The following is a 24,896-nucleotide window of genomic DNA, read 5'->3' on the forward strand; positions in this document are numbered from 1 at the left end:
GCCTGCTTCTATCGGCGCCCCCGCCTTGTCCGCATACTGGCTACACACCCACGAAGCGAGGAAAGCATGAACACCACCTTGAAAGTCCTGTCCGCCGCCGCCGCACTCTGCCTGGCAAGTGCCGCCGCCGCCGCCCCCACCCTGGTGCAGGACGTGCGCGTGTTCGACGGCGAGCGCGTGATCGAACGCCGCTCGGTGCTGTTCGACCAGGGCGTCATCGTCGATGCGAATTTCCGCGGCGCGGTGCCGAAAGGCACGCGGGTGGTGAACGGCGCGGGCCGCACCCTGCTGCCCGGCCTGATCGACTCGCACACCCACGCTTTCCGTTACCTCGAGCTGCCGGTGCTGTTCGGCGTGACCACCCAGGTCGACATGTTCACCGACGTGGCGATGATGAAGGCCGCCAAGAAGGCCATGCGCGCAGGCGGCAAGCACCAGCACGCCGACCTGTTCTCGGCCGGCACATTGGTGACTGCGCCGAACGGGCATGGCACCCAGTTTGGCATTGCCATCCCGACCTTGAGCAAGCCGGAAGACGCGCAGGCCTTCGTCGATGCCCGCATCGCCGAAGGATCGGATTTCATCAAGATCGTGATGGAGACGGGTTACGGGTTCAAGTCGCTCGACCTGGCAACGACGAAAGCCGTGATCGAGGCGGCGCACAAGCGCGGCAAGCTGGCGGTGGTCCATATCGGCAACGAGCAGGATGCGCGCGCGGTACTGGAGGCCGGCGCCGACGGCCTGGTGCACCTGTTCCCAGGGACCTCGAGCGATGCCAAGGGGCTGGCCAAGCTGGCTGCCAGCAAGAAAGCCTTTATCATTCCCACCTTCGCCGTGCTCGAGAGCATGGCGGGCTGGCGCGGCGACGACCTGCTCGCTACTGCCGACTTTGCCGGCCTGCTCGACAAGGATGCCCAGGCGCCGCTCAAGGCAAGCTACAGTGCCAGCGCGCATCCCGAAAAACTCATCGCACCGAAGGCGGTGGCCGCCGCGATGGTCGCGGCAGGGGTGCCGGTGCTGGCCGGGACCGACGCGGGCAACCCCGGCACGCAGTACGGCGTGAGCATGCATCGTGAACTGAAGGCGCTGGTCGAAGCGGGGCTCACTCCGGTGCAGGCGCTGGCGGCGGCAACCAGCGTGCCGGCGAAAGCGTTCAGGCTCGGGCAGCGCGGCCGCATCGAGAACGGTTACAAGGCCGACCTGTTGCTGGTCGATGGCAACCCGGCAGCGGACATCCTGGCCACGCGCCGGATCGTCGAAGTGTGGAAGGATGGCGAGAGCGCGAACGCCCTGCGCGTGGCCCAGCGCGAGCGGGTGGCAAAAGCCGTGCAGCCCGGTAAACAGCCCTTGGCGTTGCCCGCAGACGGGCGCATCAGCCAGTTCAGCGAACAACGCCTGGCCAGCCCCTTCGGCATGGGGTGGGGGCCGTCGACCGACGGCTTTGCGGGCGGCAAATCGACCGTCGCCCTGGCCGCCGGTCTCGCGTTAACGGGAGGCGAAGTACCGCTCGCGGTCGAGGCGAAAGTGGCGCCAGGGCTGCCGTTCGCCTGGGCCGGTGTGGCCTTCATGCCGGGCGCCGCACCGATGCAGGCGGTCGACCTTTCCGCTGCCAGGCTGGTGCGGTTTAAAACGCGCGGAGACGGCAAGCGTTACCAGGTGATCGCGATGTCGCAGGGGGTGAGCATACCCGGTGCCAAGTCCTTTACCGCCGGGCCGGAGTGGACCGAGGTGACGGTGCCCTTCAGTGAGCTCAAGGGCATCGATCCGGCAGCCATGACCATGTTAGGATTCAACGCCGGTCCACAGCCGGGCGACTACCGCTTCGAGATCGCCGACGTGCGTCTGCTGGCCCAATAAGAACATTAACAACGGAAGCGTGATGAACAGGATCAGGCAGGGGCTCGACAGGGTGCTGGCAGGGCCGTGGATTCCGCCCGAGCACGGCAAGCTGCCGTATTTCTGGCTGCTCAGCCTTGGCTATATGGGCTGGAAGTATTTCTACGTGCCGCCGAGCGCGCTGGAAGCGGCGCTGCTGGTGCTGACCCTGGTGGTATTCGTCGCGCTGTATTGCGCCAGCTTCTGGGCGCGCGGCTGGCAGGTTCTCGCCTGCATGTTGGCGTGCTGCCTGATCGGCGCGCTCTGGGTGCGCTGGAACGTCGGCGCCGCGACCTTCTTCATCTTTGCCTGCGCCGCCGCCGCCGGGATATTGCGCCTGCGGCGCGCCGTGCTGGCGATCGCGGGGGTGATCGTATTGGCCCTGCTTACCTCGCTGCTGATCGCCGATACCCGCATGCGTTTCCTGTTCCTGATGCCGATCCTGACCATCAGCCTGCCGGTGGGCGTGGGCTCGGTGATGGATGCACGCCTGCGCCGCTCGCGCCAGGCCTTGGTGCGCAAGCAGGAAGAAGTCGAGCACCTGGCCACCATCGCCGAGCGCGAACGCATCTCGCGCGACCTGCACGACCTGCTTGGGCATTCGCTGTCGCTGATCGCGCTCAAGGCCGAACTGGCGCGCAAACTCGTGCACCGCGATGCCGAGTCCTGCGCCCGCGAGATCGCCGACATCGAAACCAGCGCGCGCCAGGCCCTGGCCGAAGTGCGCGCCGCCGTCAGCGGCTACCGCGAGAGCGGCCTGGCCCATGCACTGGCCAGTGCCCGTGCCAGCCTGGCCGCCGCCGATGTGCAGCTGCACGAGCAGGTCGAGCGCTTCGCGCTTGCGCCAGCCGCCGAGAACGTGGTGGCGCTGGCACTGCGCGAGGCCGTGACCAACGTGGTCCGGCATGCCGGTGCAACGCGCTGCAGCGTGTCGCTCGCGCTCGAACACGGCGTGGCCGTGCTGCGCATCGCCGACGATGGACAGGCGCGCAGCCCAGCCGATATCCGCCATGGCAACGGCCTGTCCGGCATGCGCGAACGCGTGGCTGCGGTCGGCGGCAAGCTCGCCCTGCGCGCATGCGCCGGCCTCGAACTCGAATTGCGCATTCCCGCCGGAGCCGCGACATGATCCGCATCCTGCTGGCCGAAGACCAGAACCTGGTCCTGGGTGCCATGGCCGCACTGCTGCGGCTAGAGCCCGATTTCGAGGTGGTCGGTGCCGCCACCAACGGCAGGCAGGCGCTGGCGCTGTGCGAAGACCTGGCGCCAGACATCGTCCTGACCGACATCGAGATGCCCCAGATGACCGGGCTTGAACTGGCGGCCCAGATCAAGCAGCAGCGCCTGGCTGCAAAAGTGATCGTGGTAACCACTTTCGGGCGCAGCGGCTACCTGCGGCGGGCAATGGAAGCGGGCGTGCGCGGTTACCTGCTCAAGGATGCGCCGGTCGATGCGCTGGCTGCGGCAATCCGCGCGGTGCACGGGGGCGGGCGGGCGATCGCGCCCGAGCTGGCGATGGAAAGCTGGAGCGGGGGCAGCGACCCGCTCACCGAGCGCGAACGCCAGGTATTGCGCCTGGCCGGCGAAGGGCGCGCCAGCGCCGACATCGCACGCCAGGTGCATTTGTCGGAAGGCACCGTGCGCAATTACTTGTCCGAGGCGATCAGCAAGCTTGGTGCGGCCAACCGGGTCGAAGCCTACCGGATGGCGCGCGACGCTGGCTGGCTGTAGTCATGCCTGGTACAGCATCGGCTCGCGCCGGCCGCGGCGGCCATCGCGGGCGCGCAGGCGCGCTGCACTCGGACCCGTGAGCAGTGGATACACCAGGACCAGCAAGACAATCAGCGTGAGGCCGAGCAGCATGGCGCTCATCCACAGGGTGGTCGGGTCAGTGCCGAGCCACAGGGTCACGACACCAAGCAGCAGGGGCGCGCCCAGCAGCATGGCGCCCAGGCGGCGCAGCGCGGGCTCGCGCCTGATCCGGTGTCCTGTAATGGCGATGAAGAAGAACCCCGCCGACGCCAGCAGCAAAAGCATGACGATTGCGGCGGTCAAGGCCAGGTTTGGAGACAGTGCGCCAGCGGGGAACAACACGACCGGTGGAGCCACCAGCACCATGACCCCGATTAGCAGGCAGGCAAGACGCAGGAAGATCATCGGCGTCCTCCGCGGGACGGCTTCGATTGCAACATGGGGCTAATCCTCGTTTCAGTAATGTGGTGTGCAAGAGCTGCAGCAAGTGCAAACCTTACCAAAAAACCAATTTTACTGGCGCGCGGATGGCTGGCCCATAGAGGGGAAGAGGGCGGTGAAGGCGGTGAGGGGGACGGGCGGCCGTCCCCCGTTCAGGCTGTTACTGGTCGCGCACCCAGGTCTGCGAACGGCCGAACATCGGCGCGCCGATATAGCCGCGCACTTCGAGCTTGGTGCCGTTGTCCTTGAGCTGCGCCTTGCTTTTGTAGGTCTTGCCCTTGGCCGGATCGATGATCTCGCCACCGGTGTATTCGTTGCCGTCTTTCTTCAGGCCCGACAGGATCGTCATGCCGATCAAGGGCTGGTCCTTGCGCGTACCTTCGCAGGCGGTGCATTTCGGATTCTGGTCCTGGTCGGCAGGACGGTACAGCTTCTCGATCTTGCCAGTCAGGACGCCGCCTTCGTCGGTGATGCGCACCAGCGACTTCGGCTTGCCGGTTTCGTCATCGATCGTTTTCCACATACCCGCCGGCGAGGCGTTTTGCGCCATCGCCGCAGGAACAGCGACCAGCATGGCAATCAGGCTTGCCCCAATCAGTTTACGCATTGTCAGTCTCCAGTGTTGTTATCAAGCGGGGTCAGTGTAGCAAACTGTGTTGACAGTGGGGTGATCGGAAACTGAGGAAGCATTCCAATCCGGGCGCGCGCGAAGCGCCCCATCGTCAAGCTGCCATCCAATAAAAAACGCGGCCACTGGCCGCGTTGTGCTCGAGCCGGGCGGCTTATGCCAGCTTATGCCAGTTTGCCCAGCTGCTCGCGCATTTTGTCGAGCGTCGCCGAGAAGTTCGCCAGACGTTCTTTTTCCTGTGCCACCACCGCGGCCGGTGCGCGCGCCACGAAGCTTTCGCTCGACAGCTTGCCATTGGCCTTGGTGATCTCGCTTTCGATGCGGGCGATTTCCTTCGACAGGCGCTCGCGCTCGGCGCCGACGTCGATCTCGACTTTCAGCATCAGCTTGGTGGTGCCGACGATCGACACCGCCGCTGGCGACTCCGGCAGGGCCTCGACGATCTGCACTTCGAGCAGCTTGCCGAGCGACTGGATATAGGGCGCGAAACCGGCCATGTTGGCGCGGTCCGCCGCGTTGCCCGGCTCGACGATCAGCGGCACGCGTACCGACGGCGACAGCTTCATCTCGCCACGCAGGTTGCGGGTGGCATTGGTCAGGTCCTTGAGCTGGGCCATCCAGCCTTCGGCGGCTTCGTCGATCTGCGTTTCGTCGGCGATCGGGTAGGGCTGCAGCATGATGCTGTCCCCGGTTTTGCCGGCCAGCGGCGCGATCGCCTGCCACAGCGCTTCGGTCACGAACGGAATGATCGGATGCGCCAGGCGCAGGATCACTTCCAGCACGCGCAGCAAGGTGTGGCGGGTGGCGCGCTGCTGCGCTTCGGTTCCCTGCTGGACCGAGACCTTGGCTACTTCAAGGTACCAGTCGCAATACTCGTCCCACACGAATTTGTAGATGCTGCTTGCGATATTGTCGAAGCGGTAGTCGGCGAAACCCTTGGCTACGTCGAGTTCGGCGCGGTTCATCAGGGAGATGATCCAGCGGTCGGCCTGCGACAGGTCGGCGGGGTCGGGCTGGCCGCAATCCTTGCCTTCGGTGTTCATCATCACGAAGCGCGTCGCATTCCACATCTTGTTGCAGAAATTGCGGTAGCCTTCGCAGCGGCCCAGGTCGAAGTTGATGTTGCGGCCCAGCGAAGCATAGCTTGCCATGGTAAAGCGCACGGCATCGCTGCCAAAGGCCGGAATCCCGTCCGGGAATTCCTTGCGGGTGGCCTTCGCGATCTTTTCTGCAGCGCGCGGGTCCATCAGGCCGGTGGTGCGCTTGGCCACCAGCGCATCGAGGCCGATGCCGTCGATCAGGTCGATCGGATCGAGCGTATTGCCCTTCGACTTCGACATCTTCTGGCCCTGCGAGTCGCGCACCAGGCCGTGCACGTACACGGTCTCGAACGGCACCTTGCCGGTGAAGTGGGTCGTCATCATTACCATGCGCGCGACCCAGAAGAAGATGATGTCAAAGCCGGTCACCAGCACCGACGAGGGCAGGAACATCGACATGTCGCGCGTTTCTTCCGGCCAGCCCATGGTCGAGAAGGGCACCAGCGCCGACGAGAACCAGGTGTCGAGCACGTCGTCGTCGCGGCGCAGCAGGCCGGTAATGCCGGCCGCCTGCGCCTTGGCCTGCGCTTCTTCTTCGGTGCGGGCGACCACGATCTGGCCGTCGGGCGCATACCAGGCCGGAATGCGGTGACCCCACCATAGCTGGCGCGAGATGCACCAGTCCTGGATGTTGCCCAGCCACTGGTTGTAGGTCGTGGTCCAGTTCTCGGGCACGAACTTGACCTCGCCGCTGGCGACTTTTTCCATTGCCACTTCGGTAATCGACTTGCCCGGATTGAAGCTGCCTTCCGGCGCCGGTTTGCTCATGGCGACGAACCACTGGTCGGTCAGCATGGGCTCGATGACCACGCCGGTGCGGTCGCCGCGCGGCACCATCAGCTTGTGCGGCTTGACCTGCTCGAGCAGGCCCTGCGCATCGAGGTCGGCCACGATCTGCTTGCGCGCGGCGAAGCGGTCCAGGCCCTGGTACTGGCTCGGGGCGTTCTCGTTGATCCTGGCGTCGAGCGTCATGATGGTGATCGGCGCCAGTCCGGCGCGCTGGCCGACGGCATAATCGTTGAAGTCGTGGCCGGGCGTGATCTTGACGCAGCCGGTGCCGAATTCCTTGTCGACATAGCTGTCGGCGATCACCGGGATCTGGCGCCCGGTGAGCGGCAGGGTCAGCATCTTGCCGTGCAAATGGGTGTAACGTTCGTCGGTCGGGTCGACCGCCACGGCGACGTCGCCGAGCATGGTTTCAGGACGGGTGGTGGCTACCGTCAGGTGACCGGAACCATCGCTCAGGGGATACTGGATGTACCACATCGAGCCGTCTTCTTCCTGCGAATCGACTTCCAGGTCGGAGACGGCGGTGCCCAGCACCGGGTCCCAGTTGACCAATCGCTTGCCGCGGTAGATCAGGCCCTGCTCGTACAGGCGCACGAACACTTCCGAGACGACCTTCGAGCGGGTTTCGTCCATCGTGAAGTATTCGCGCTGCCAGTCGGGCGAGGTGCCCATGCGGCGCATCTGGCCGGTAATGGTATTGCCCGACTTTTCCTTCCATTCCCAGACCTTTTCGACAAAGGCTTCGCGGCCCAGGTCGTGGCGCGAGATCTTTTGCGCGTCGAGCTGGCGCTCGACCACGATCTGGGTGGCGATGCCGGCGTGGTCGGTGCCCGGGATCCAGGCGGTGTTATGGCCGCGCATGCGGTAGTAGCGCGTCAGGCCATCCATCACGGTCTGGTTAAAGGCGTGGCCCATGTGCAGCGTGCCGGTCACGTTCGGCGGCGGCAGCTGGATGCTGAACGACGGCTTGCCGTCTTCCATGGTGGCGGCGAAGTAACCGCGCTTTTCCCACTCGGTGCGCCAATGTTGTTCAATATCGGCGGGCTCGAAAGACTTGGCTAATTCCATAATATGCAGGCGGTTGAATTTGAGAAAAAAACCATTATAGGTCACCTTCCAGCGCCCGCCTATCCTGGCTGCGGCAGTGCAGCACGGACCCCTTCCGTGCCGCCGGCACATGGCACCAAAGGTAATCCGGATTTTCAACCGGAGACTGTTTGATCCACGTCAGTTTGGATGCCAAATCTTCTCCAATCTATGCGGCTTCGACGAATCATCTGCTCGGTTTTCCGGTCAAAAAGGATAGTCATTCCAAACAAACCGTGCCGTTTCGCAGAAACTGCCGGCCGGGTCCGCGCCGACAGGCAAGTCGTCAAGGAGAACACCATGTCACAATTCGATCCCACCGGCCCGGAGTCCGCCACGGACGAGCGGCCGGCCGCGAGCGCCGGCGCTGAGCTCACCTACGAAGAGATATCCGGCCTGAGCAACGGCGAACTGGGCCTGGCCGACCTGTCTGCCGCGGCGTCCGCTGCTGCCGGCAGCGCGCCGGCAAGCACCGCGCCCGAGATCTTGCCCCAAGTGGGGGCGCCGATATCGGGCCTGCATCTGCCTGGCATCCGCAAGGCGGTCAGCGGATGCTATGCCGGCAGCGCTGGCGCCTTCCAGGTCGAGCTGCGCGTCGATATCGACCGCACCCGGCCAATGAAGCGAATCAGCGGCGACTTTTTCCAGCGCACCGGCAAGACCCTGTCCTATGTCGGGTCCTTCGTGGTGGATGCACCGGTGGTCACGGCGAGCGCTTCCCAGTACGTGGTCAAGGGAAAAGGCCGCTTTACCTTTGCCAGCAGCGCGCCGACGGTCCAGGTAACGGTGCCGCGGGTGCAGCTGTTCCAGCCGCAGGCAGCGGCCACGCTACAGTTCTTTACCGCAGCCAATGCCCCTGGCGCGACCTACCATTGCTCCTTCCAGTCCGGTTACTTCCGCACGGTGCGGATCGAAACCGACAGCGTGTCCGACCTTGGCACGCCGCTGCTGAGCAGCTATGACACCGGCACCCTGCCGTCGGGCGGGAGCGGGCGCTCGCTGGGCGTCGTCTCGGCATTTGCCGAAGCCGGCATTGCAATGGCGCCAACCGCCGGTGGCAACGTGATCGATGTCAGCGACGCCGGGGGCGATGCCAGCTGGAGCGACGCCGAGCTGCACGCCTCGATGCAACGCCATTTTTCGCTGTGGGCCGACTTGCCGCAATGGTGCGTCTGGCAGGTGGCCGCGCAGTTGCACGATGAAGGACCGCTCTTGTACGGCATCATGTTCGACCTTGCCGGCAAGGAGCGCCAGGGCTGCGCCGTGTTCCATGCCGGTATCGGCGGCAGCTCGGCCGACAAGCAGCGCGAGCAGCTCTACACCTATGTGCACGAGCTCGGGCACTGCTTCAACCTGCTGCATTCGTGGCAAAAGCACCTGGCCTCGCCGCCGGCGACGAGCCGGCCCGAATCGCTGTCCTGGATGAACTACCCCTGGAAGTACCCGAAGGGGGGCGCCGCCGGCTACTGGAGCAATTTCGATTTCCGCTTCGACGATGAAGAACTGATCCACCTGCGCCACGGCTTTCGCAACGACATCATCATGGGTGGTGGCGGCTTCGGGGCTGGCGCCGCACTCGGCCGCGACATACTGGCCGACCCGATCGAGGACGAATCGGGCTTGAGGCTGGACATTTCCACGCACCAGAACAGTTTCGCGCTGGGCGAGCCGGTGGTGCTGGAACTGCGCCTGCGCGCCACCGATACCCGCGGTCGCCGCGCCCATACCTGGCTGCACCCGAATCACGGCCTGGTGCATATCGTCATCAGCAAGCCGGGCGGCGCAGTCGTCGCCTACGAACCACTGATCGACCATCTGGTCGGCGACCGCCAGAGCGTGCTTGGCGCCGATGACACCATCCAGGAAAGCGCGTACATCGGCTTTGGCAAGGGGGGCTTCTATTTCGAGCAGCCGGGCCAATACCGTGTGCGCGCCGCGTATTCGGCACTGGACGGCTCGCAGGTGCTGTCGGATATTCTTACGGTGCGCGTGCGCTATCCGGTCAGCCCGGCCGACGACACGCTGGCCGACTTGTTCATGGGTGACGACCAGGGAGCGCTGCTCTACCTGCTGGGATCGGACAGCCAGAGCCTGCGCTCGGGTAATGCCGCCTTCGACGAAGTTCTCGACCGGTATGGCGAGCATCCGCTGGCGAACTACGCACGGCTGGTCAAGGGCGTCAATGCTGCGCGTACCTTCAAGACCATCAGGGCGCACGACCCGACCCGGATCGACGTGCGCGGCGCCAGGCCCGAGGAAAGCGTCGCGCTGCTCTCTACCGCGGCCGAGGCGCGCGTGCTCGATCCGGTCACTACCGGCACGGCACTGCAATGCCTGGCCACGTCGCAGGCCCGGATCGGCGACGAGGACGGCGCCCGGTCGACGTTGCAGACGTATTCGGCGTTGTCGATCAAGAGACCGTAAGGGGTGCAGTCAACCAGAAAGAGAGGACGGTCATGGCATTACGGGTAAGGCTCGGCGACGGTTTCGACAACGATACCGTCAGCCTGCGGGTCAATGGCCAGCAGGTGTTCCACAAATCCGGGGTCACCACCGACCTGCGGATTTCGCGCGCCGACAGTGTCGACGTGCCGGTCGGGAGCTCGCCCGTGCGACTTGAAATCTCCGTGGACGGCGGGCCGAGCGCGGTCAAGGAGATCACGCCTGCCGTCACGCCTTTCGTCGATGCGAACCTGGTCGAGGGCAGGCTCGAACTGCAGGCACTGCCAAGGGAGACGCCGATGCTGTGACGGCGCGCCACGATGCAACCGTGACGGCACATGGGCTATAATCCGCTCCGTTGCCGCAATGGCAGCACACGCTAGGGGTCCTGCGCATGCATATCGATGCATGCGCGGGTGAGAAATACCCTCCGAACCTGATCTGGATAATGCCAGCGAAGGGAAGCAGTCGGTTAGTCAGCCTTGCGGTTCCCGCATTGGCCGTCGTCTCCGTCGTCTCCTTTGCTGGCTCCTGCGCAAAGGAGCCACATGAACGCACTACTCAAGAGCACGCAAGTGTTCGACGCCGAGACCGCCACGGTCGACGGCGCAGCAATCGTACCCTTCCCGAACTCCCGCAAGGTCTATATCGCAGGCAGCCGTCCCGATATCCGCGTGCCGATGCGCGAAATCGCGCAGTCGCCTACGCCGGGAAGCTTTGGCGGCGAGCCCAATCCGCCGCTGTTTGTCTACGACACCTCGGGTCCCTACACCGACCCGGCTGCCACCATCGACGTGCGCTGCGGCTTGGCGACGCCCCGCCTGCCCTGGATTCGCGAACGCGCCGACACCGAAGAGCTGCCGGGGCCGAGCTCGGAATATGGACAGGCACGGCTGGGCGATCCGGCGCTCGCCGCGCTGCGCTTCAAGCTGCAGCGCGCGCCGCGCCGCGCACTGCCTGGCCGCAACGTCACGCAAATGCATTACGCGCGCCAGGGCATCATCACGCCCGAAATGGAATTCGTGGCCCTGCGCGAGAACCTGCGCCGCCGCGAATATCTTGCCTCGTTGGTGGAATCGGGCCCGATGGGCGCGCGGCTCGCCGGCGTGCTGGGGCGCCAGCATCCGGGCCAGTCGTTCGGCGCCAGCATCCCGCCCGAGATCACCCCCGAATTCGTGCGCAGCGAACTGGCGCGCGGGCGCGCCATCATCCCGGCCAATATCAATCACCCGGAAGTCGAGCCGATGATCATTGGCCGCAATTTCCTGGTAAAGATCAACGCCAACATCGGCAACTCGGCTGTCACCTCGTCGATCGGCGAAGAGGTGGAAAAGATGACCTGGGCGATCCGCTGGGGCGCCGATAACGTGATGGACCTGTCCACCGGCAAGCATATCCACGAGACGCGTGAATGGATCATCCGCAACTCGCCAGTACCGATCGGCACGGTGCCGCTCTACCAGGCGCTGGAAAAAGTTGGCGGCAAGGCCGAGGATCTCACCTGGGAGATCTACCGCGACACGCTCATCGAGCAGGCGGAGCAGGGCGTCGATTACTTCACCATCCACGCCGGCGTGCGCCTGGCCTATGTGCCAATGACGGCCAAGCGCCTGACCGGCATCGTCTCGCGCGGCGGCTCGATCATGGCCAAGTGGTGCCTGGCCCACCACCGCGAATCCTTCCTGTACACCCATTTCGAGGATATCTGCGACATCATGAAGGCCTACGACGTGTCGTTCAGCCTGGGCGACGGCCTGCGCCCGGGATCGATCTACGACGCCAACGACGAAGCCCAGCTGGCCGAGCTCAAGACCCTGGGCGAACTGACCCAGGTCGCCTGGAAGCACGACGTGCAGACCATGATCGAAGGCCCCGGCCATGTGCCGCTGCATCTGATCAAGGAAAACATGGACCTGCAGCTGGAGCAGTGCAGCGAAGCGCCGTTCTATACGCTCGGCCCGCTCACTACCGACATCGCGCCCGGCTACGACCATATCACCTCGGGCATCGGCGCCGCCACCATCGGCTGGTATGGCACCGCCATGCTGTGCTACGTCACGCCCAAGGAACACCTTGGCCTGCCCGACAAGGCCGATGTCAAGGACGGAATCATCACCTACAAGATCGCGGCCCACGCCGCCGACCTGGCCAAGGGCCACCCGGGCGCGCAGATGCGCGACAACGCGCTGTCCAAGGCCCGCTTCGAGTTTCGCTGGGACGACCAGTTCAACCTGGGCCTGGATCCCGACAAGGCGCGCGCCTTCCATGACGAGACACTGCCCAAGGAGTCGAGCAAGGTCGCGCATTTCTGTTCGATGTGCGGTCCGCATTTCTGCTCGATGAAGATCACCCAGGAAGTGCGCGCCTACGCGGCCGCGCAGGGCATTGGCGAACAGGCCGCGCTGGAGCAGGGCATGCAGGAAAAGGCGGTCGAGTTCGTCAAGGGCGGTGCCCGTCTTTACCGCGAGGCGCCATGACCAGGATCGAGTTGAATGGAGAACCGTTTGAGGTGCCGTGCGGACAGTCGCTGCAGGAGCTCGCCAGCCAGATCGGCGTGGCCGGGCAGGCGGTGGCGGTGGCGGTCAACCGCGAAATCGTGCCGCGCGAGCGATGGCCGGCGCGGCGCCTGCTTGCCAGCGACAAGGTAGATATCGTGCGCGCCATCGGCGGCGGCTAATCACATTACGCGGGGTGGTCGGACGCTGCCCCGCAAGAAAGGACAACCATGAACCAGGATTTCCTGACCATCGCCGGCCGCAGCTACGGTTCGCGCCTGCTGGTCGGCAGCGGCAAATACCGCGACCTCGCCCAGACCCGCGAAGCGACGCTGGCCGCCGGCGCCGAGATCGTCACGGTGGCGATCCGGCGCGTCAACATCGGGCAGGACCGCAATGCCCCGAGCCTGCTCGACGTGCTGCCACCGAACGAATTTACCATCTTGCCCAACACGGCCGGCTGCTACACAGCGCAGGACGCCATCTATACGCTGCAGATGGCGCGCGAACTGTTAGATGGGCGCAAGCTGGTCAAGCTCGAAGTGCTGGGCGACGAAGGGACCCTGTTCCCGCACATGCCGGAAACCATCAAGGCGCTTGAAGTTCTGGTGCGCGACGGCTTCGACGTGATGGTGTATTGCAGCGACGATCCGGTGCAGGCGCGCATCCTGCAAGAGATCGGCTGCGTCGCGGTAATGCCGCTGGCCTCGCTGATCGGCTCGGGCATGGGCATCCTGAACCCGTGGAACCTGGGCCTGATCATCGAACAGGCCACCGTGCCGGTGCTGGTCGACGCCGGGGTCGGCACGGCCTCGGACGCGGCCATCGCGATGGAGCTGGGCTGCGACGGCGTGTTGATGAACACCGCCATTGCTGGTGCGCGCGATCCGGTGCGCATGGCGCGCGCCATGCGTCATGCCGTGCTGGCCGGGCGCGACGCGCACCTGGCCGGGCGCATGCCCAAGCGCTTTGCCGCCGCGCCTTCTTCGCCGCGAGAAGGGGTTATCGCCTGATGGTGCCGACCGTGCTGGTGTTCGGCGGACTCGATCCCAGCGGCGGCGCGGGCCTGGCGGCGGACATCGCCGCCATCGGCGCGCTCGGCGCACATGCGCTGCCGGTGGCGACCGCGCTTACCGTGCAGGACAATAACCGGGTGTACGAGGTGCAGCCGGTCGATGCTGCTTTTGTCGTGCGCCAGGCCGCTGCGCTGATCGACACCTGCGACATCCATGCGGTGAAGATCGGCATTCCGGGTAGCCGCGACAACGCGGCGGCAATTGCCGCGCTGCTGGGCCGGCTGCGCGCGCGCTTGCCCGCGCTGCCGGTGGTGCTCGACCCGGTACTGGCCAGCGGCCATGGCGATCCGCTCGGGCGGGGCAATGCGCTGCAAGCCCTGGCCCCACTGCTGCCGCTGGCAACCGTGCTGGTGCCCAACCTGCCGGAAGCGCTGGCCCTTGGTAGCGTCTCCTGTGAGCACGTGCTGGTCACTGGCGGCCATGGTGATGGCGACCTGGTCGTGAACCGCTGGCTGCGCGGGGGCATCGTGCAGCGCTCCTGGCAGCTGCCGCGCCTGCCGCATGCCTATCACGGCAGCGGCTGCACCCTGGCGTCGGCCATCGCGGCGCGGCTGGCGCTGGGCGACCCGGTCGAACCGGCGCTCGAGCGCGCGCAGCACTACTGCCACCAGACGCTGGCGCACGCCTTCCAGGTGGCACCCGGACAACGCATTCCGCGCCGCATTTTTCAACCGCATTGAAAGAACCGCATGAACCACTCCCAACTTCGAGGGCTGTACCTGGTGACGCCCGACTGGCTTGATACCGCCCGCCTGCTGGCGGTGACCGACCGCGCGCTGGCCGCCGGCGCGGCACTGGTGCAATACCGCCACAAGAGCGCCAGCCACGCGCTGCGCGTGGAGCAGGGCGCCGCGCTGCTGGCCCTGTGCCGCCGCCATGGCCGACCGCTGGTCATCAACGACCATGTGGACCTGTGCTGCGAGCTTGGCGCCGACGGCGTGCACCTGGGCGGCAGCGACGCCCCGGTTGCGCAGGCGCGCGCGCGGCTCGGCGCCGATGCAATCATCGGCGCCTCCTGTTACGGCGAGCTGGCACTGGCCGAGGCGGCGCAGGCAGCCGGCGCCAGCTATGTCGCTTTCGGTGGCTTTTATCCTTCGCCGGTAAAAAAATACACGTTTGTCACGCCACCGCAACTGGTCGATGCCTGGGGTGAGCGCGTCGGCTTGCCGATGGTGGTGATCGGTGGCATGACGCCCGAGAATGCCGGTCCGCTGGTCCAGCGTGGAGCGACGATGGTGGCGGCCATCACGAGCGTGTATGCGGCGGACAATCCGGCGCTGGCGGTGGCCCAGTTCCGCGCGCTGTTCGGAGCTGCCTGAACCTGCAACGGCGGGGCAGGGTTGCCTGTTCAAGCGTGCATGGGGGCGCATTGACCACCCGGCGCGGCACATGCGATATTGCCATTCTCGCCATTTGAACGAAAGCCTTCGCATGCGTTTCTACGTCACCGCCCTGGCCAGTGCCGGTTGCGCCCAGGTCCCGACGCCCGCCGCCATCTCCCCGGGGGCGCTGCGCAGTCACGTTTCCTTCCTGTCGTCCGACCTGCTCGAGGGCCAGTTCTGCGGGGCGGGCCTGGAACCGGCCGGCGACGACGGCTATTTCCAGAGCGCGCACTGGCAGTACGCCAAGGGCCGGGCACTGAATGCGGCGCCATGAGTACGGCGCCGCTAGCAGCTGGGCCGGGGTACGTGATTCGCACACTGCAGTGCGAGCAATGGCAAGCCTACCGCGCGATTCGCCTGCGCGCGTTGCTGGAAGCGCCGGACGCCTTCGGTAGCACGCTGGCGCGCGAAGAGGCGCTGGCGCTGCATGTCTGGGAGGCGCGGGTCGCGCAGTCGGTGGTGTCCGGCATCGACTGCCCGCTGGTGGCCGACGCCGGCGGCGAGTTCGTCGCACTCGCCTGGGTCAAGGTGGATGCGGACGATCCCGGCATCGTCAACCTGTTCCAGATGTGGGTGGCGCCGGCTTGGCGCGGCAAGGGCGTGGCGCAGGCGTTGCTGCGGCAGGCGACTGGCTGGGCCGTGGAGCGCCGCGCGCAGGCGCTCCAGTTGGGCGTCAATTGTGCGAATGGCGCTGCGATGTCGCTGTACGCGCGCACCGGATTCGTCGCGGTCGGCGTGCCGGTTCCGATGCGCGACGGAGCGGCGCTGATGGAACAGACCATGCGACTGCAACTAAGCCGGTGACCTTGCCCCCGCTACGGGAGTGCGATCGACCTCAAGTAAAAAGGGACGCCGAAGCGTCCCTTTCTTCATACACCTTGCAGCTTAGTTACCGCAGCCCAGCGAGGCGATGCGATCGCGTGCGGCCTTGGCCTGCACCAGGCCGAAACCGTACTTGGTGTCGCGGCCGGGAGCGCCCAGGTCGAGCGCGCTCTTGGTGAGCGAGGCGCGCATCTGAGCGGCGGTACAGGTTGGGAAGTAGCTCCACACCAGGGCGGCGACGGCCGACACGTGCGGGGTTGCCATCGAGGTACCGTCGAAGTAGGCGTAGTTGCTGGCCTTGATGCCGACCGTGGCGCTCTGGCCCAGCTGGCCTTTCATGGCATTGCCATCGACGTCGGTGGCGGTCACCGACGGGATGTTGGTCACGGTCGTGCCCAGCGTGCCGCCGAAGGCGCCGGCCACGTTGTTGTACACGATGGCGCCTACGCCGCCGCTGTTCTGGCAGTTCGAGACCTTGGTCGCGAAGTCGACAGTACCGCGCTGGATCAGGCAGACCTTGCCCGAGACGGCGGCGTTGACCGTGTCACCGATGCCGAAGTCGGCCAGTGGCGCGGTGGCGGTTGCGACCGGCGAGCCCTCCATCGAGCCGGCGGTATAGGTGGCCGCGCCGACGGTCAGGATGCTTTCCTGGCCGGTGCCGGTTGGCACGGTGGACAGCACGCTCACGCCAGGGCCAGCCAGCTCGACCTGGGAGTTATATTGCGAGAAGGTGGCCCAGGCCTTGTTTTCGTCGACCGCGCCGACCATCACCACGTTGTTGTAGCCCGCCGGATAGGAGATCACGGTATTGCCGTCATTGCCGGCCGCGGCGATACTGAGCACGCCATTGTTGTACAGGGTGTCGAAGGCTTTCCCTTCGGTGACGCTCTTGCGCCCGCCGCCCAGCGACATGCTGATCACGTTCGCGCCGGCGGCGCCGCACTTGTTGGCGGCCGAGGTCAGGGTCGACGAATAAGCCCAGCCGTTCGCTCCGAACACCTTGACGATGTGCAGCTTGAGCATCTTGTTGGCGGCAACGCCCACGACGCCGGTACCGCTGTTGTTGATCGCGGCGATGGTGCCGGCCACGTGGGTGCCGTGGCTGTTTTCGTCGGTGTACCACCAGCCGGTGCCGGCATCGTATTCACCCGTGGCCGGATTGGCCGACAGGTCTTCGTGGTTGCGGTCGTAGCCCGAGTCGATGATGCAGACCATGCGGTTGCCGGCGGCGCTGTCCGAGAGCAGGTCGGCCTGCACTTGCTTGATACCGTACGGAACTTGCTGGCCAGTCAGGTAGGGCGTGCCGGTCGACGGCGTCGTCAGGGCGAACGGCTTGCGGATCACGTCTTCTTCGATGTATTCGACGTTCGGGTTGTTTTCCAGACCCTTGAGCGCGGCAGCCGGGACTTCGACGGCCATGGCGTTCATGCCGAAGATTTCGTGCTTGACCGAGCCCTTGGATGCGGCAACAACCGATTTCACCGCGCTTGCAGCTCCCGGTTTGAAGGCCACGATGACGCGGGTGGTGCTCGGTGGCGCCGCCTGCGCAGTGCCGACGATGCCGGCAGCGACCAGGGCTGCCATGCAGACCCGAAGAGAGATTGCGCGAGTGTTTTTGTCTACCATTGATATTCTCCGTTTGAAAGCAATAGGTGTCGCCTCGGCTCTACTGGCCTCGTGCGCATGTCGCTTGTCCGCATATTGACGCGGCAATAAAGTCTAGTTCAAAAATACGTTTGTATGCATAGTAAATTCAACTGTGCGTAGGAAACATTTGCGATGCCGCAATGCAGCATGATTTTATGTGTGATGGGTATCAAAACCTGTGCTATCGTTTATCCAAACGTCTGCATGGCTGAGTTCAGAGCCGGTCTGCTGCCGCCCGCTTTATTTGCCCTTGCGCCCTGATTCACTGTCTGTCCCGAGCTCTTCGCGAGTGCCCCGCGCTAGCGCGCACATGGATGCGCGCAGCTTGCTATCATTGCTACCCTCATGCCTCCGCTTGCGCGGCGGCTCCGACGTTTGCGCACGGATTGCACGCCATCCATGCGCCCATGAATCAGGAAGGGAAACATGAAAACCAAGGCAGCAGTTGCATGGAAAGCGGGCCAGCCGCTCACGATCGAGGAAGTCGACCTTGAAGGTCCCAAGGCGGGCGAAGTGCTGGTTGAAATCAAGGCCACAGGCATCTGCCACACCGACTACTACACGCTGTCTGGCGCCGACCCCGAAGGCCTGTTCCCGGCCATCCTGGGTCATGAAGGCGCGGGGGTGGTGGTCGATGTCGGTCCCGGCGTGACCACCCTGCGCAAGGACGACCACGTCATTCCGCTGTACACGCCCGAATGCCGGCAGTGCAAATTCTGCCTGTCGCAAAAAACCAACTTGTGCCAGGCGATCCGCTCGACCCAGGGCCGCGGCCTGATGCCCGACGCTACCTCGCGTTTCTCGCTCGATGGCGCGCCGCTGTTCCACTATATGGGCACATCCACCTTCTCGAACTACATCGTGGTGCCCGAGATTGCGCTGGCCAAGGTGCGTTCGGATGCCCCCTTCGACAAGATTTGCTACATCGGCTGCGGCGTCACGACCGGGGTCGGCGCGGTGATCTTTACGGCCAAGGTGGAAGCCGGCGCCAATGTGGTCGTCTTCGGGCTGGGCGGCATCGGCCTGAACGTGATCCAGGCCGCCCGCATGGTCGGCGCCGACAAGATCATCGGGGTCGACCTGAACCCGGAGCGCGAAGCGATGGCGCGCAAGTTCGGCATGACCCACTTCATCAACCCGAACCAGGTCGAGAATGTCGTCGACAGCATCGTTCAACTCACCGACGGCGGCGCCGACTATAGCTTCGAGTGCGTGGGCAATGTCAACACCATGCGCCAGGCGCTGGAGTGCTGCCACAAGGGCTGGGGCCAGTCGATCATCATCGGCGTGGCGGCGGCAGGCCAGGAAATTGCGACCCGGCCGTTCCAGCTGGTGACTGGGCGGGTCTGGAAAGGCTCGGCCTTCGGCGGCGCGCGCGGGCGTACCGATGTGCCGAAGATCGTCGACTGGTACATGGAAAACAAGATCAATATCGACGATTTGATCACCCACCACCTGCCGCTCGAACGCATCAACGAAGGTTTCGACCTGATGAAGTCGGGCGAGTCGATCCGCTCCGTCGTCATGTTCTGATCGTCCGGGCAGGCCGGCCTGCTCGATCCACGCCGGTGATTCACTGTATGTATTGCAGTGAATCAATCGATATGCGGTGCATATCACCGGGACGGCAGGTCTATGTAGCTTCGACAAAAAACGGCCCGGTTGCACAGGCAACCGGGCCGTTCTTTGTCTAAGCATCTATGCCGCTAGAACCCGCTTATTGCTGCGCGATATTGCCGCGCCATGCGCCGGTTTCCGAACCGCGCTTCTCGAGCATTTCCTTGAAGTTCGTGAGGTTGCCACGCAGTTCCATGCGCACCGCGCCCATGGCGTCGCCCAGAGTTTCAAGGGCGCCGTTCGGCTCATAATCCATTTGCACCATGACCCGGCAGCAGGTATCCGAAATCTTGTGGAAGGTGGCCACGCCGCCATTCTTCACGCCGGTAATGCTGCGCCAGGCGATACGCTTGTCCGGGATCTGCTCGGTGATCTCGACATCCCAAGCCTTGGTTTCGCCGGCCACGTCGGCGACCCAGTGCAGGTGCTTGTTGTCGAGCTGGCGAATTTCCTTCACGCTCTTCATGAATTGCGGAAAGTCTTCGAACTGCGTCCACTGGTTATAGGCCGATTTGACCGGAACATTGATCTCGATCGATTCGGCGACCGACGAGCTGGCACCGAAGCCACGATTGTTTTTCAGTTTCTTCGACAGCATCATGCCGCCGACCGCAAGTGCAGCAACAGTAACTACGCGATTGAGCATTTTTAATCTCCTATTGGGTGGGAAAGCCAGTGTGCATGCAGGGTAAATATTGGCCCATGCCACATGCATGCGAACGAGGGGCTGGTTCAAGCAAAGTAGGTCGGGCCACGCGATCTAGCATGCATCTCCAGTTAAAATAAGCGAAATGACAATTGTGCGGCGCGCGAATGAGCGCGCCGCGGCGGCGCTTTCAGGCTGACACAGAGTTTGTTTCCAGCCCGAAAGTAGTAGGGTAGGGGCTTGTGGCGAGGGTGTTTCTGCGGTGCAGTAAAGTATCCGCTCGCGGTCGCGATTTTCAGCGCTAACTTGCGCCATCGGGCAGGGCTGGATGGGCATACAGTAAACCCGGCGGTATAATGGGGTATGCAGAACCTCCTTCATAACCTTAATCCTGAGCAACTTGCCGCCGTTACCCTGCCATCGCAGAGCGCGCTGATTCTTGCGGGCGCCGGTTCCGGCAAGACCCGCGTGCTGACGACGCGCATTGCCTGGCTGGTCCAGACCGGTCAGGTCTCGCCCGCGGGCATCATGGCGGTCACGTTCACGAACAAGGCGGCCAAGGAAATGCTCACCCGTCTGTCGTCGATGTTGCCAATTAATACGCGCGGCATGTGGATCGGCACCTTCCACGGCCTGTGCAACCGGCTGTTGCGCACGCACTACAAAGACGCGGCGCTGCCGCAGACCTTCCAGATTCTCGACTCGCAAGACCAGCTCTCGCTCATCAAGCGCATGCTCAAGGCCGCGAACGTCGACGACGAGAAGTATCCGGCCAAGAATTTGATGTACTTCATCAATAATGCAAAGGACCAGGGCTTGCGTGCGGGCGCCGTCGAAGCCTACGATCCGATCGAGCGCCGCATGGTCGAGCTCTACGAGCTCTACGACCAGCAATGCCAGCGCGAGGGCGTGGTCGATTTTGCCGAGCTGCTGCTGCGCTCGTACGAACTGCTGGCGCGTAACGGACCGCTGCGCCACCATTACCAGATGCGCTTCCGCCACATCCTGGTCGACGAGTTCCAGGATACCAACGACCTGCAATACAACCTGCTCAAGCTGCTCGCCGGCCACGACCAGGAAGGCGGCGGCGCCATCTTCGCCGTCGGCGACGACGACCAGAGCATCTATGCCTTCCGCGGCGCCAACGTCGGCAACATGCAGGCTTTCGAGCGCGATTTCCGGGTCCAGAATTTGATCAAGCTGGAGCAGAACTACCGCTCGCACGGCCACATCCTGGACAGCGCCAACTTCCTGATCGCCAATAACACCAAGCGCCTGGGCAAGAACTTGCGTACCGATGCAGGGCAGGGCGAGCAGGTGCGCATCTACGAAGCGTCGAGCGACCTCGAAGAAGCACAGTGGATCATCGAAGAAACCAAGAGCCTCATGAACGAGGGCCTGGCGCGCAGCGAGATCGCGGTCCTGTACCGCTCCAACGCGCAAAGCCGCGTGATCGAGCATGCGCTGTTCGCGGCCGGGCTGCCCTATACCGTCTACGGCGGCCTGCGCTACTTCCAGCGCGCCGAGGTCAAGCACGCGATCGCTTACCTGCAGCTGATGGACAACCCGCACAACGATTCGGCCTTCTTGCGCGTGGTGAATTTCCCTACCCGCGGCATCGGCGTGCGCTCGATCGAGCAGTTGCAGATGGCGGCCGACAGCTATGGCGTGTCGCTGTTCGCGGCGGTACCCTACATGACCGGCAAGGCCGGCACTTCGCTGGGCAATTTCGTCAAGCTGATCGAATCGGCGCGCTTCGAGACCCAGCAACTGGCGCTGCCCGAGATGGTGCGCGTGGTGCTCGAGCGCAGCACCCTGCTCGATTTCTATGCCAAGGAAAAAGAAGGCGCCGACCGCATCGAAAACCTCGAGCAGATGGTCAACGCCGCCACCCAGTTCGTGCAAGAAGAAGGCTTCGGCCAGTTCGCCCCGGCCCACCTCGGCCCGCAGGCGCTGCCGCAGGCTGGCGAGGCGGTGATCTATCAAGACGGCATCGAAGTGTTCGAGGCCGATGCGCCGCTGGCAACCGTCATGTCGCCGTTGTCGGCCTTCCTGTCGCATGCCTCGCTCGAGGCGGGCGGCACCCAGGCCGAGGCGGGCCAGGATGCACTGCAGCTCATGACGGTGCACTCGGCCAAGGGCCTGGAGTTCGACGCCGTGTTCATTACCGGCCTCGAAGAAGGTTTGTTCCCGCACGAAAGCAGTGCCCGCGAACTCGATGGCGTCGACGAAGAACGGCGCCTGATGTACGTGGCGATCACGCGCGCGCGCCGCCGTTTGTACATGAGTTTTACCCAGCAGCGCATGCTGCACGGGCAAACCCGCTTCAACATGAAGTCGCGTTTCTTCGAAGAGCTGCCCGAGGAAGCCCTCAAATGGCTGTCGCCGCGGGTGCAGGCCAACTGGTTCGCCGGGCGCAAATCCACCACGGCCTGGGACGACGCCGCCTTCCGCGATGGCGGCAGCGACAACCGCATCGCGCAGCAGATCACGCAGAAATCGGCCAACGGCCACAGCTCCGGCTGGCGCGTGGGCGAATCGGTGGCGCATGCCAAGTTCGGCGAAGGCGTGATCGTGAATATCGAAGGCGGGGCAGGAGCCGCGCGCGCCCAGATCAATTTTGGGTCGGCAGGAATGAAGGTACTCGATCTGTCGGTGGCCAAGCTCGAGCGCCTGGGGCGCTAACATCCTGGACGGTGGCTCACCACCGTCCGCACTTGCTGGTTGGGCGTCGTTGCGCCCTTATTTGTCCAGGCTGACCTTGCCGGCGCCGCCATCGGCCGGCTTGCCGAAGATCTGGCGGTAGCCCGCATACATCGCGCACTGCAGCAGCAAGATGAACAAGAAGATCAGCCACATGATCACCACCCGCGTGATGTTCGAGGTGCCCAGCAGCAGCGTGACCACCATGCAGATCCCGAAGAAGATCGCGAACCATGCCAGCAGCAGCACAATGAACACGCGGGCGCTGCGCACCACGGCGAAGAAGCTGTAGAAGACCGCCTTGCCCGGTCCCATTTTCTGCCAGTAGGTGAGCGGGGCGGCGAAGCACAGCGCCATCAGCGCCGCCACGTCCAGCCCGAAGATCGCGAACATGGCCAGCACGTCGGAGCCGGCCACCTGCGGCTGGCCGCCCTCGCGGCCCTGGCGCGCCACCTGTTCCCAAAAGCCCGGGTCGACCGCAAAGCGGGTGACCAGCGCCATCAACAGCGACACGCCCAGGTAGATCAGGCCGACCTTGCACAAATCCAGCACCACCGGCTTGCGAAAACCCGTCAGCAGCACCGCGGGCGAGACCCGTTCGCCGTTCTCGATCATCAGGCACGCCTTCATGAAGGCCATCGAGAACGAGGGAATCAGGACCACCGCGACCATGGGCCCAAGCAGGGGTACGGCGCTGATGCCGATGCTGACCAGGATATTCGCGAACAGCAGCGTGGTCAGCGCGGCCGGTTGTTTGCGGAATAGTCCGGCGCCTTGCTTGAGCCAGAGCCAGCCAGTGATTGCAGGAAGTGAGTTCATACGGGAAGCTCCGGCGCGCCGCTTGCGATACGCTCGCGCAGGATGCGTTCAAAATGGGTGGGGTCGTGGGGCGTGAGCAGTTCGGCTGCACGCGGCAAATGAAGATCGTACAGGCGCGAAAGCCAGAAGCGCAGCGCGCCGGCGCGCAGCAGCGGCTGCCACGCGCGGTGTTCGTGCGGCGTAAACGGACGCACCGCATGGTAGGCGTCGAGCAGGGCTTGCACGCGCGCCGCATCGAGCCTGCCCGTGGCCAGGTCGATGCACCAGTCGTTGACGGTGACGGCGACGTCGAACAGCCAGGTATCGACGCCGGCGAAATAAAAATCGAAGCAGCCGGTCAGGCGTTCGCCTTCGAACATGACGTTATTGCGAAACAGGTCGGCGTGCACCGGTCCACGGGTCAGCGCGGCATAGTTCGCGGTCGCGGCAAATGCGCGCTGGTAGGCTAGCTCGGTGCGTAGCAGCGCAGCCTCGCTGCCGGAAAGGAAGGGCAGCACCTGCGGGGCGGTGGCCACCACCCAGTCGAGACCGCGCAGGTTCGGCTGCACCATCGGAAAGTCTTGTCCGGCCAGGTGCATGCGCGCCAGCATGGTGCCAACTTCGGCGCAGTGCACCGGCTGCGGATCCATTTGCGATGCCCCGCTCAGGCGGCTGACGATGATGGCCGGCTTGCCTTGCAGCGTGACCACCAGCTCGCCGTCCAGGTTCGCCACCGGCGCCGGCACCGGAATGCCGCGCTCGGACAAATGCCGCATCAACTGTACGTAGAAGGGCAGTTGTTCGATGCCGAGGTTCTCGAAGATCGTCAGGACAAACTCGCCACGCTCGCAGGTGAGAAAGAAATTGCTGTTGTCGATGCCGGAAGAAATGCCCTGGAGCGCGAGGGCGCGGCCTAGGGGGAACTGCTTGATCCACTGGGAAAGGTCGTCCAGCGAAACCGCGGTGAAAACTGCCATGTGCCTAGCAACAAAGGTGAAGGTCGGCTGCCGCGCGCGGCAGCGCCAGGGATTATTTTTTCTCGACGACTTGCAGCGGCGGCGGGGGCGGCGCGTCGGCGCGGGGCGGCACACCCGCCTTGGCTGGCGCTGGCGCGGTTGCCGACGGATCGGGGGGCGCCTCTTTCTTCGGATTGCCAAAGTCAAATTCCAGGACCTGCCATTGCGGCGCGCGGATCGCGCTGCTTTGGGCATCGCCGGGTTGGGCATTTCCTGCAGGCACGTGAGGCTTCATGATGTAGCGGCTTTTGCCGCTTTGCACTTCTACTTCTTTGACCGTGCCATCGTTGCCGCGCCGCTCGATAATGCGGGTGCGCTCGCGCGGCGGGATGGTAGTGGTCGGGGTATCGCTGCCTGGCTCGATGCGATCGAGTCGCGGCGGGGTCTGGGCCGGCCGCTGCTGTGCTGATTGCTGCTGGGTTGGCTGTTGCGCCTGGGCCGATACCGCTCCGGCATGGGCAAGCAGGCACAGCGACAGGAGTTTCAGGCAGGAAGAAGTGCGCAACATGGTGGTCACCCTGGTATCGTTTGGTTCATTGTAACAAACACGGTCGCTTCCCTGTGAAAAGTGTGTGCCGATC

At 64.5% G+C, this 24,896-nt stretch carries 22 protein-coding genes and 1 riboswitch; of the genes, 14 read left to right on the forward strand and 8 right to left on the reverse strand.

The features are described 5' to 3' along the window. Positions 1 to 66: 66 nt before the first annotated feature. Genes NRS07_RS04675 through NRS07_RS04685 form a run of 3 tightly spaced genes read left to right on the forward strand, consistent with a single transcriptional unit; the run spans position 67 to position 3,606 of the window. Positions 67 to 1,857, forward strand: coding sequence for a CIA30 family protein (locus NRS07_RS04675; protein WP_259211483.1), 1,791 nt, complete (start codon positions 67 to 69; stop codon positions 1,855 to 1,857). 22 nt (positions 1,858 to 1,879) lie between these two features. Further along, entirely contained in the window at positions 1,880 to 3,004 is a 1,125-nt protein-coding gene (locus NRS07_RS04680; RefSeq protein ID WP_259211484.1) for a sensor histidine kinase, read from the forward strand. Beyond that, entirely contained in the window at positions 3,001 to 3,606 is a 606-nt protein-coding gene (locus tag NRS07_RS04685) for a response regulator transcription factor (RefSeq protein WP_259211486.1), read from the forward strand. The genes NRS07_RS04680 and NRS07_RS04685 overlap by 4 nt, the downstream gene beginning before the upstream one ends. On the opposite strand, the gene NRS07_RS04690 is transcribed toward NRS07_RS04685, so the two are convergent. The 3 genes from NRS07_RS04690 to NRS07_RS04700 all read right to left on the reverse strand — a co-directional run bounded on the left by NRS07_RS04690 (position 3,607) and on the right by NRS07_RS04700 (position 7,653). Beyond that, on the reverse strand, positions 3,607 to 4,032 hold the full coding sequence (locus tag NRS07_RS04690; RefSeq protein ID WP_259211488.1) for a hypothetical protein: 426 nt from the start codon (positions 4,030 to 4,032) through the stop codon (positions 3,607 to 3,609). A gap of 196 nt (positions 4,033 to 4,228) precedes the next feature. Next, positions 4,229 to 4,675, reverse strand: coding sequence for a DUF2147 domain-containing protein (locus NRS07_RS04695; RefSeq protein WP_259211490.1), 447 nt, complete (start codon positions 4,673 to 4,675; stop codon positions 4,229 to 4,231). Positions 4,676 to 4,860: 185 nt separating this feature from the next. Continuing rightward, positions 4,861 to 7,653 carry a valine--tRNA ligase gene (locus NRS07_RS04700; RefSeq protein ID WP_259211491.1) on the reverse strand — a complete coding sequence of 931 codons (2,793 nt, stop codon included), beginning with the start codon at positions 7,651 to 7,653 and terminating at the stop codon, positions 4,861 to 4,863. A gap of 318 nt (positions 7,654 to 7,971) precedes the next feature. On the opposite strand from NRS07_RS04700, the gene NRS07_RS04705 reads away from it, so the two are divergent. The 9 genes from NRS07_RS04705 to NRS07_RS04745 all read left to right on the forward strand — a co-directional run bounded on the left by NRS07_RS04705 (position 7,972) and on the right by NRS07_RS04745 (position 15,870). Beyond that, positions 7,972 to 10,095 carry a hypothetical protein gene (locus tag NRS07_RS04705; RefSeq protein WP_259211493.1) on the forward strand — a complete coding sequence of 708 codons (2,124 nt, stop codon included), beginning with the start codon at positions 7,972 to 7,974 and terminating at the stop codon, positions 10,093 to 10,095. A gap of 32 nt (positions 10,096 to 10,127) precedes the next feature. Continuing rightward, positions 10,128 to 10,421, forward strand: a complete 294-nt coding sequence (locus NRS07_RS04710) for a hypothetical protein (RefSeq protein ID WP_259211495.1) — start codon at positions 10,128 to 10,130, stop codon at positions 10,419 to 10,421. Between the two features lie 63 nt (positions 10,422 to 10,484). Beyond that, positions 10,485 to 10,593: riboswitch (TPP riboswitch) on the forward strand. 68 nt (positions 10,594 to 10,661) lie between these two features. Continuing rightward, positions 10,662 to 12,590, forward strand: a complete 1,929-nt coding sequence (thiC, locus tag NRS07_RS04715; RefSeq protein WP_259211497.1) for a phosphomethylpyrimidine synthase ThiC — start codon at positions 10,662 to 10,664, stop codon at positions 12,588 to 12,590. After that, entirely contained in the window at positions 12,587 to 12,790 is a 204-nt protein-coding gene (thiS, locus tag NRS07_RS04720) for a sulfur carrier protein ThiS (protein WP_259211499.1), read from the forward strand. The genes thiC and thiS overlap by 4 nt, the downstream gene beginning before the upstream one ends. A gap of 48 nt (positions 12,791 to 12,838) precedes the next feature. Then, positions 12,839 to 13,621 carry a thiazole synthase gene (locus NRS07_RS04725; protein WP_259211500.1) on the forward strand — a complete coding sequence of 261 codons (783 nt, stop codon included), beginning with the start codon at positions 12,839 to 12,841 and terminating at the stop codon, positions 13,619 to 13,621. After that, positions 13,621 to 14,364 (forward strand): hydroxymethylpyrimidine/phosphomethylpyrimidine kinase, encoded by a 744-nt coding sequence (locus NRS07_RS04730; RefSeq protein WP_259211501.1) that lies wholly within the window; start codon positions 13,621 to 13,623, stop codon positions 14,362 to 14,364. The genes NRS07_RS04725 and NRS07_RS04730 overlap by 1 nt, the downstream gene beginning before the upstream one ends. Before the next feature lie 9 nt (positions 14,365 to 14,373). Next, entirely contained in the window at positions 14,374 to 15,003 is a 630-nt protein-coding gene (thiE, locus tag NRS07_RS04735) for a thiamine phosphate synthase (protein ID WP_259211502.1), read from the forward strand. 112 nt (positions 15,004 to 15,115) lie between these two features. Beyond that, positions 15,116 to 15,340 (forward strand): hypothetical protein, encoded by a 225-nt coding sequence (locus tag NRS07_RS04740; protein WP_259211503.1) that lies wholly within the window; start codon positions 15,116 to 15,118, stop codon positions 15,338 to 15,340. Between the two features lie 32 nt (positions 15,341 to 15,372). Next, on the forward strand, positions 15,373 to 15,870 hold the full coding sequence (locus NRS07_RS04745) for a GNAT family N-acetyltransferase (protein ID WP_259211504.1): 498 nt from the start codon (positions 15,373 to 15,375) through the stop codon (positions 15,868 to 15,870). 81 nt (positions 15,871 to 15,951) lie between these two features. Here NRS07_RS04745 and NRS07_RS04750 read toward each other — a convergent pair whose 3' ends face one another. Then, entirely contained in the window at positions 15,952 to 17,472 is a 1,521-nt protein-coding gene (locus NRS07_RS04750; RefSeq protein ID WP_259211506.1) for a S8 family serine peptidase, read from the reverse strand. A 489-nt stretch (positions 17,473 to 17,961) separates the two neighbouring features. Between NRS07_RS04750 and NRS07_RS04755 the strand changes: the two genes are divergently transcribed. Next, a complete protein-coding gene (locus tag NRS07_RS04755) occupies positions 17,962 to 19,068 on the forward strand; it encodes an S-(hydroxymethyl)glutathione dehydrogenase/class III alcohol dehydrogenase (protein ID WP_259211508.1) in 1,107 nt (368 codons plus the stop codon). 184 nt (positions 19,069 to 19,252) lie between these two features. On the opposite strand, the gene NRS07_RS04760 is transcribed toward NRS07_RS04755, so the two are convergent. Beyond that, positions 19,253 to 19,798: an SRPBCC family protein gene (locus NRS07_RS04760; protein WP_259211509.1), complete on the reverse strand. Its 546-nt coding sequence runs from the start codon at positions 19,796 to 19,798 to the stop codon at positions 19,253 to 19,255. 363 nt (positions 19,799 to 20,161) lie between these two features. Here NRS07_RS04760 and NRS07_RS04765 point away from each other — a divergent pair, with 363 nt between their 5' ends. Beyond that, a complete protein-coding gene (locus NRS07_RS04765; RefSeq protein WP_259211510.1) occupies positions 20,162 to 22,483 on the forward strand; it encodes a UvrD-helicase domain-containing protein in 2,322 nt (773 codons plus the stop codon). A 57-nt stretch (positions 22,484 to 22,540) separates the two neighbouring features. Here NRS07_RS04765 and NRS07_RS04770 read toward each other — a convergent pair whose 3' ends face one another. Genes NRS07_RS04770 through NRS07_RS04780 form a run of 3 tightly spaced genes read right to left on the reverse strand, consistent with a single transcriptional unit; the run spans position 22,541 to position 24,823 of the window. After that, a complete protein-coding gene (locus NRS07_RS04770) occupies positions 22,541 to 23,320 on the reverse strand; it encodes a BPSS1780 family membrane protein (RefSeq protein ID WP_259211511.1) in 780 nt (259 codons plus the stop codon). Beyond that, entirely contained in the window at positions 23,317 to 24,276 is a 960-nt protein-coding gene (locus NRS07_RS04775; RefSeq protein WP_259211513.1) for a homoserine kinase, read from the reverse strand. The genes NRS07_RS04770 and NRS07_RS04775 overlap by 4 nt, the downstream gene beginning before the upstream one ends. Positions 24,277 to 24,328: 52 nt before the next feature. Next, positions 24,329 to 24,823, reverse strand: coding sequence for a hypothetical protein (locus NRS07_RS04780; protein WP_259211515.1), 495 nt, complete (start codon positions 24,821 to 24,823; stop codon positions 24,329 to 24,331). Between the last annotated feature and the right edge of the window lie 73 nt (positions 24,824 to 24,896).

It is taken from the genome of Massilia sp. H6 (genome assembly GCF_024802625.1).
Lineage (GTDB): Bacteria > Pseudomonadota > Gammaproteobacteria > Burkholderiales > Burkholderiaceae_D > Telluria.

Excerpts from the sequence above, each read along its gene's own strand:
- NRS07_RS04675 (WP_259211483.1), top strand. The coding sequence starts at position 67 with ATGAACACCACCTTGAAAGTCCTGTCCGCCGCCGCCGCACTCTGCCTG.
- NRS07_RS04680 (WP_259211484.1), top strand. The coding sequence starts at position 1,880 with ATGAACAGGATCAGGCAGGGGCTCGACAGGGTGCTGGCAGGGCCGTGG.
- NRS07_RS04685 (WP_259211486.1), top strand. The coding sequence starts at position 3,001 with ATGATCCGCATCCTGCTGGCCGAAGACCAGAACCTGGTCCTGGGTGCC.
- NRS07_RS04690 (WP_259211488.1), bottom strand. The coding sequence starts at position 4,032 with ATGATCTTCCTGCGTCTTGCCTGCCTGCTAATCGGGGTCATGGTGCTG.
- NRS07_RS04695 (WP_259211490.1), bottom strand. The coding sequence starts at position 4,675 with ATGCGTAAACTGATTGGGGCAAGCCTGATTGCCATGCTGGTCGCTGTT.
- NRS07_RS04700 (WP_259211491.1), bottom strand. The coding sequence starts at position 7,653 with ATGGAATTAGCCAAGTCTTTCGAGCCCGCCGATATTGAACAACATTGG.
- NRS07_RS04705 (WP_259211493.1), top strand. The coding sequence starts at position 7,972 with ATGTCACAATTCGATCCCACCGGCCCGGAGTCCGCCACGGACGAGCGG.
- NRS07_RS04710 (WP_259211495.1), top strand. The coding sequence starts at position 10,128 with ATGGCATTACGGGTAAGGCTCGGCGACGGTTTCGACAACGATACCGTC.
- thiC (WP_259211497.1), top strand. The coding sequence starts at position 10,662 with ATGAACGCACTACTCAAGAGCACGCAAGTGTTCGACGCCGAGACCGCC.
- thiS (WP_259211499.1), top strand. The coding sequence starts at position 12,587 with ATGACCAGGATCGAGTTGAATGGAGAACCGTTTGAGGTGCCGTGCGGA.
- NRS07_RS04725 (WP_259211500.1), top strand. The coding sequence starts at position 12,839 with ATGAACCAGGATTTCCTGACCATCGCCGGCCGCAGCTACGGTTCGCGC.
- NRS07_RS04730 (WP_259211501.1), top strand. The coding sequence starts at position 13,621 with ATGGTGCCGACCGTGCTGGTGTTCGGCGGACTCGATCCCAGCGGCGGC.
- thiE (WP_259211502.1), top strand. The coding sequence starts at position 14,374 with ATGAACCACTCCCAACTTCGAGGGCTGTACCTGGTGACGCCCGACTGG.
- NRS07_RS04740 (WP_259211503.1), top strand. The coding sequence starts at position 15,116 with ATGCGTTTCTACGTCACCGCCCTGGCCAGTGCCGGTTGCGCCCAGGTC.
- NRS07_RS04750 (WP_259211506.1), bottom strand. The coding sequence starts at position 17,472 with ATGGCAGCCCTGGTCGCTGCCGGCATCGTCGGCACTGCGCAGGCGGCG.
- NRS07_RS04755 (WP_259211508.1), top strand. The coding sequence starts at position 17,962 with ATGAAAACCAAGGCAGCAGTTGCATGGAAAGCGGGCCAGCCGCTCACG.
- NRS07_RS04760 (WP_259211509.1), bottom strand. The coding sequence starts at position 19,798 with ATGCTCAATCGCGTAGTTACTGTTGCTGCACTTGCGGTCGGCGGCATG.
- NRS07_RS04765 (WP_259211510.1), top strand. The coding sequence starts at position 20,162 with ATGCAGAACCTCCTTCATAACCTTAATCCTGAGCAACTTGCCGCCGTT.
- NRS07_RS04770 (WP_259211511.1), bottom strand. The coding sequence starts at position 23,320 with ATGAACTCACTTCCTGCAATCACTGGCTGGCTCTGGCTCAAGCAAGGC.
- NRS07_RS04775 (WP_259211513.1), bottom strand. The coding sequence starts at position 24,276 with ATGGCAGTTTTCACCGCGGTTTCGCTGGACGACCTTTCCCAGTGGATC.
- NRS07_RS04780 (WP_259211515.1), bottom strand. The coding sequence starts at position 24,823 with ATGTTGCGCACTTCTTCCTGCCTGAAACTCCTGTCGCTGTGCCTGCTT.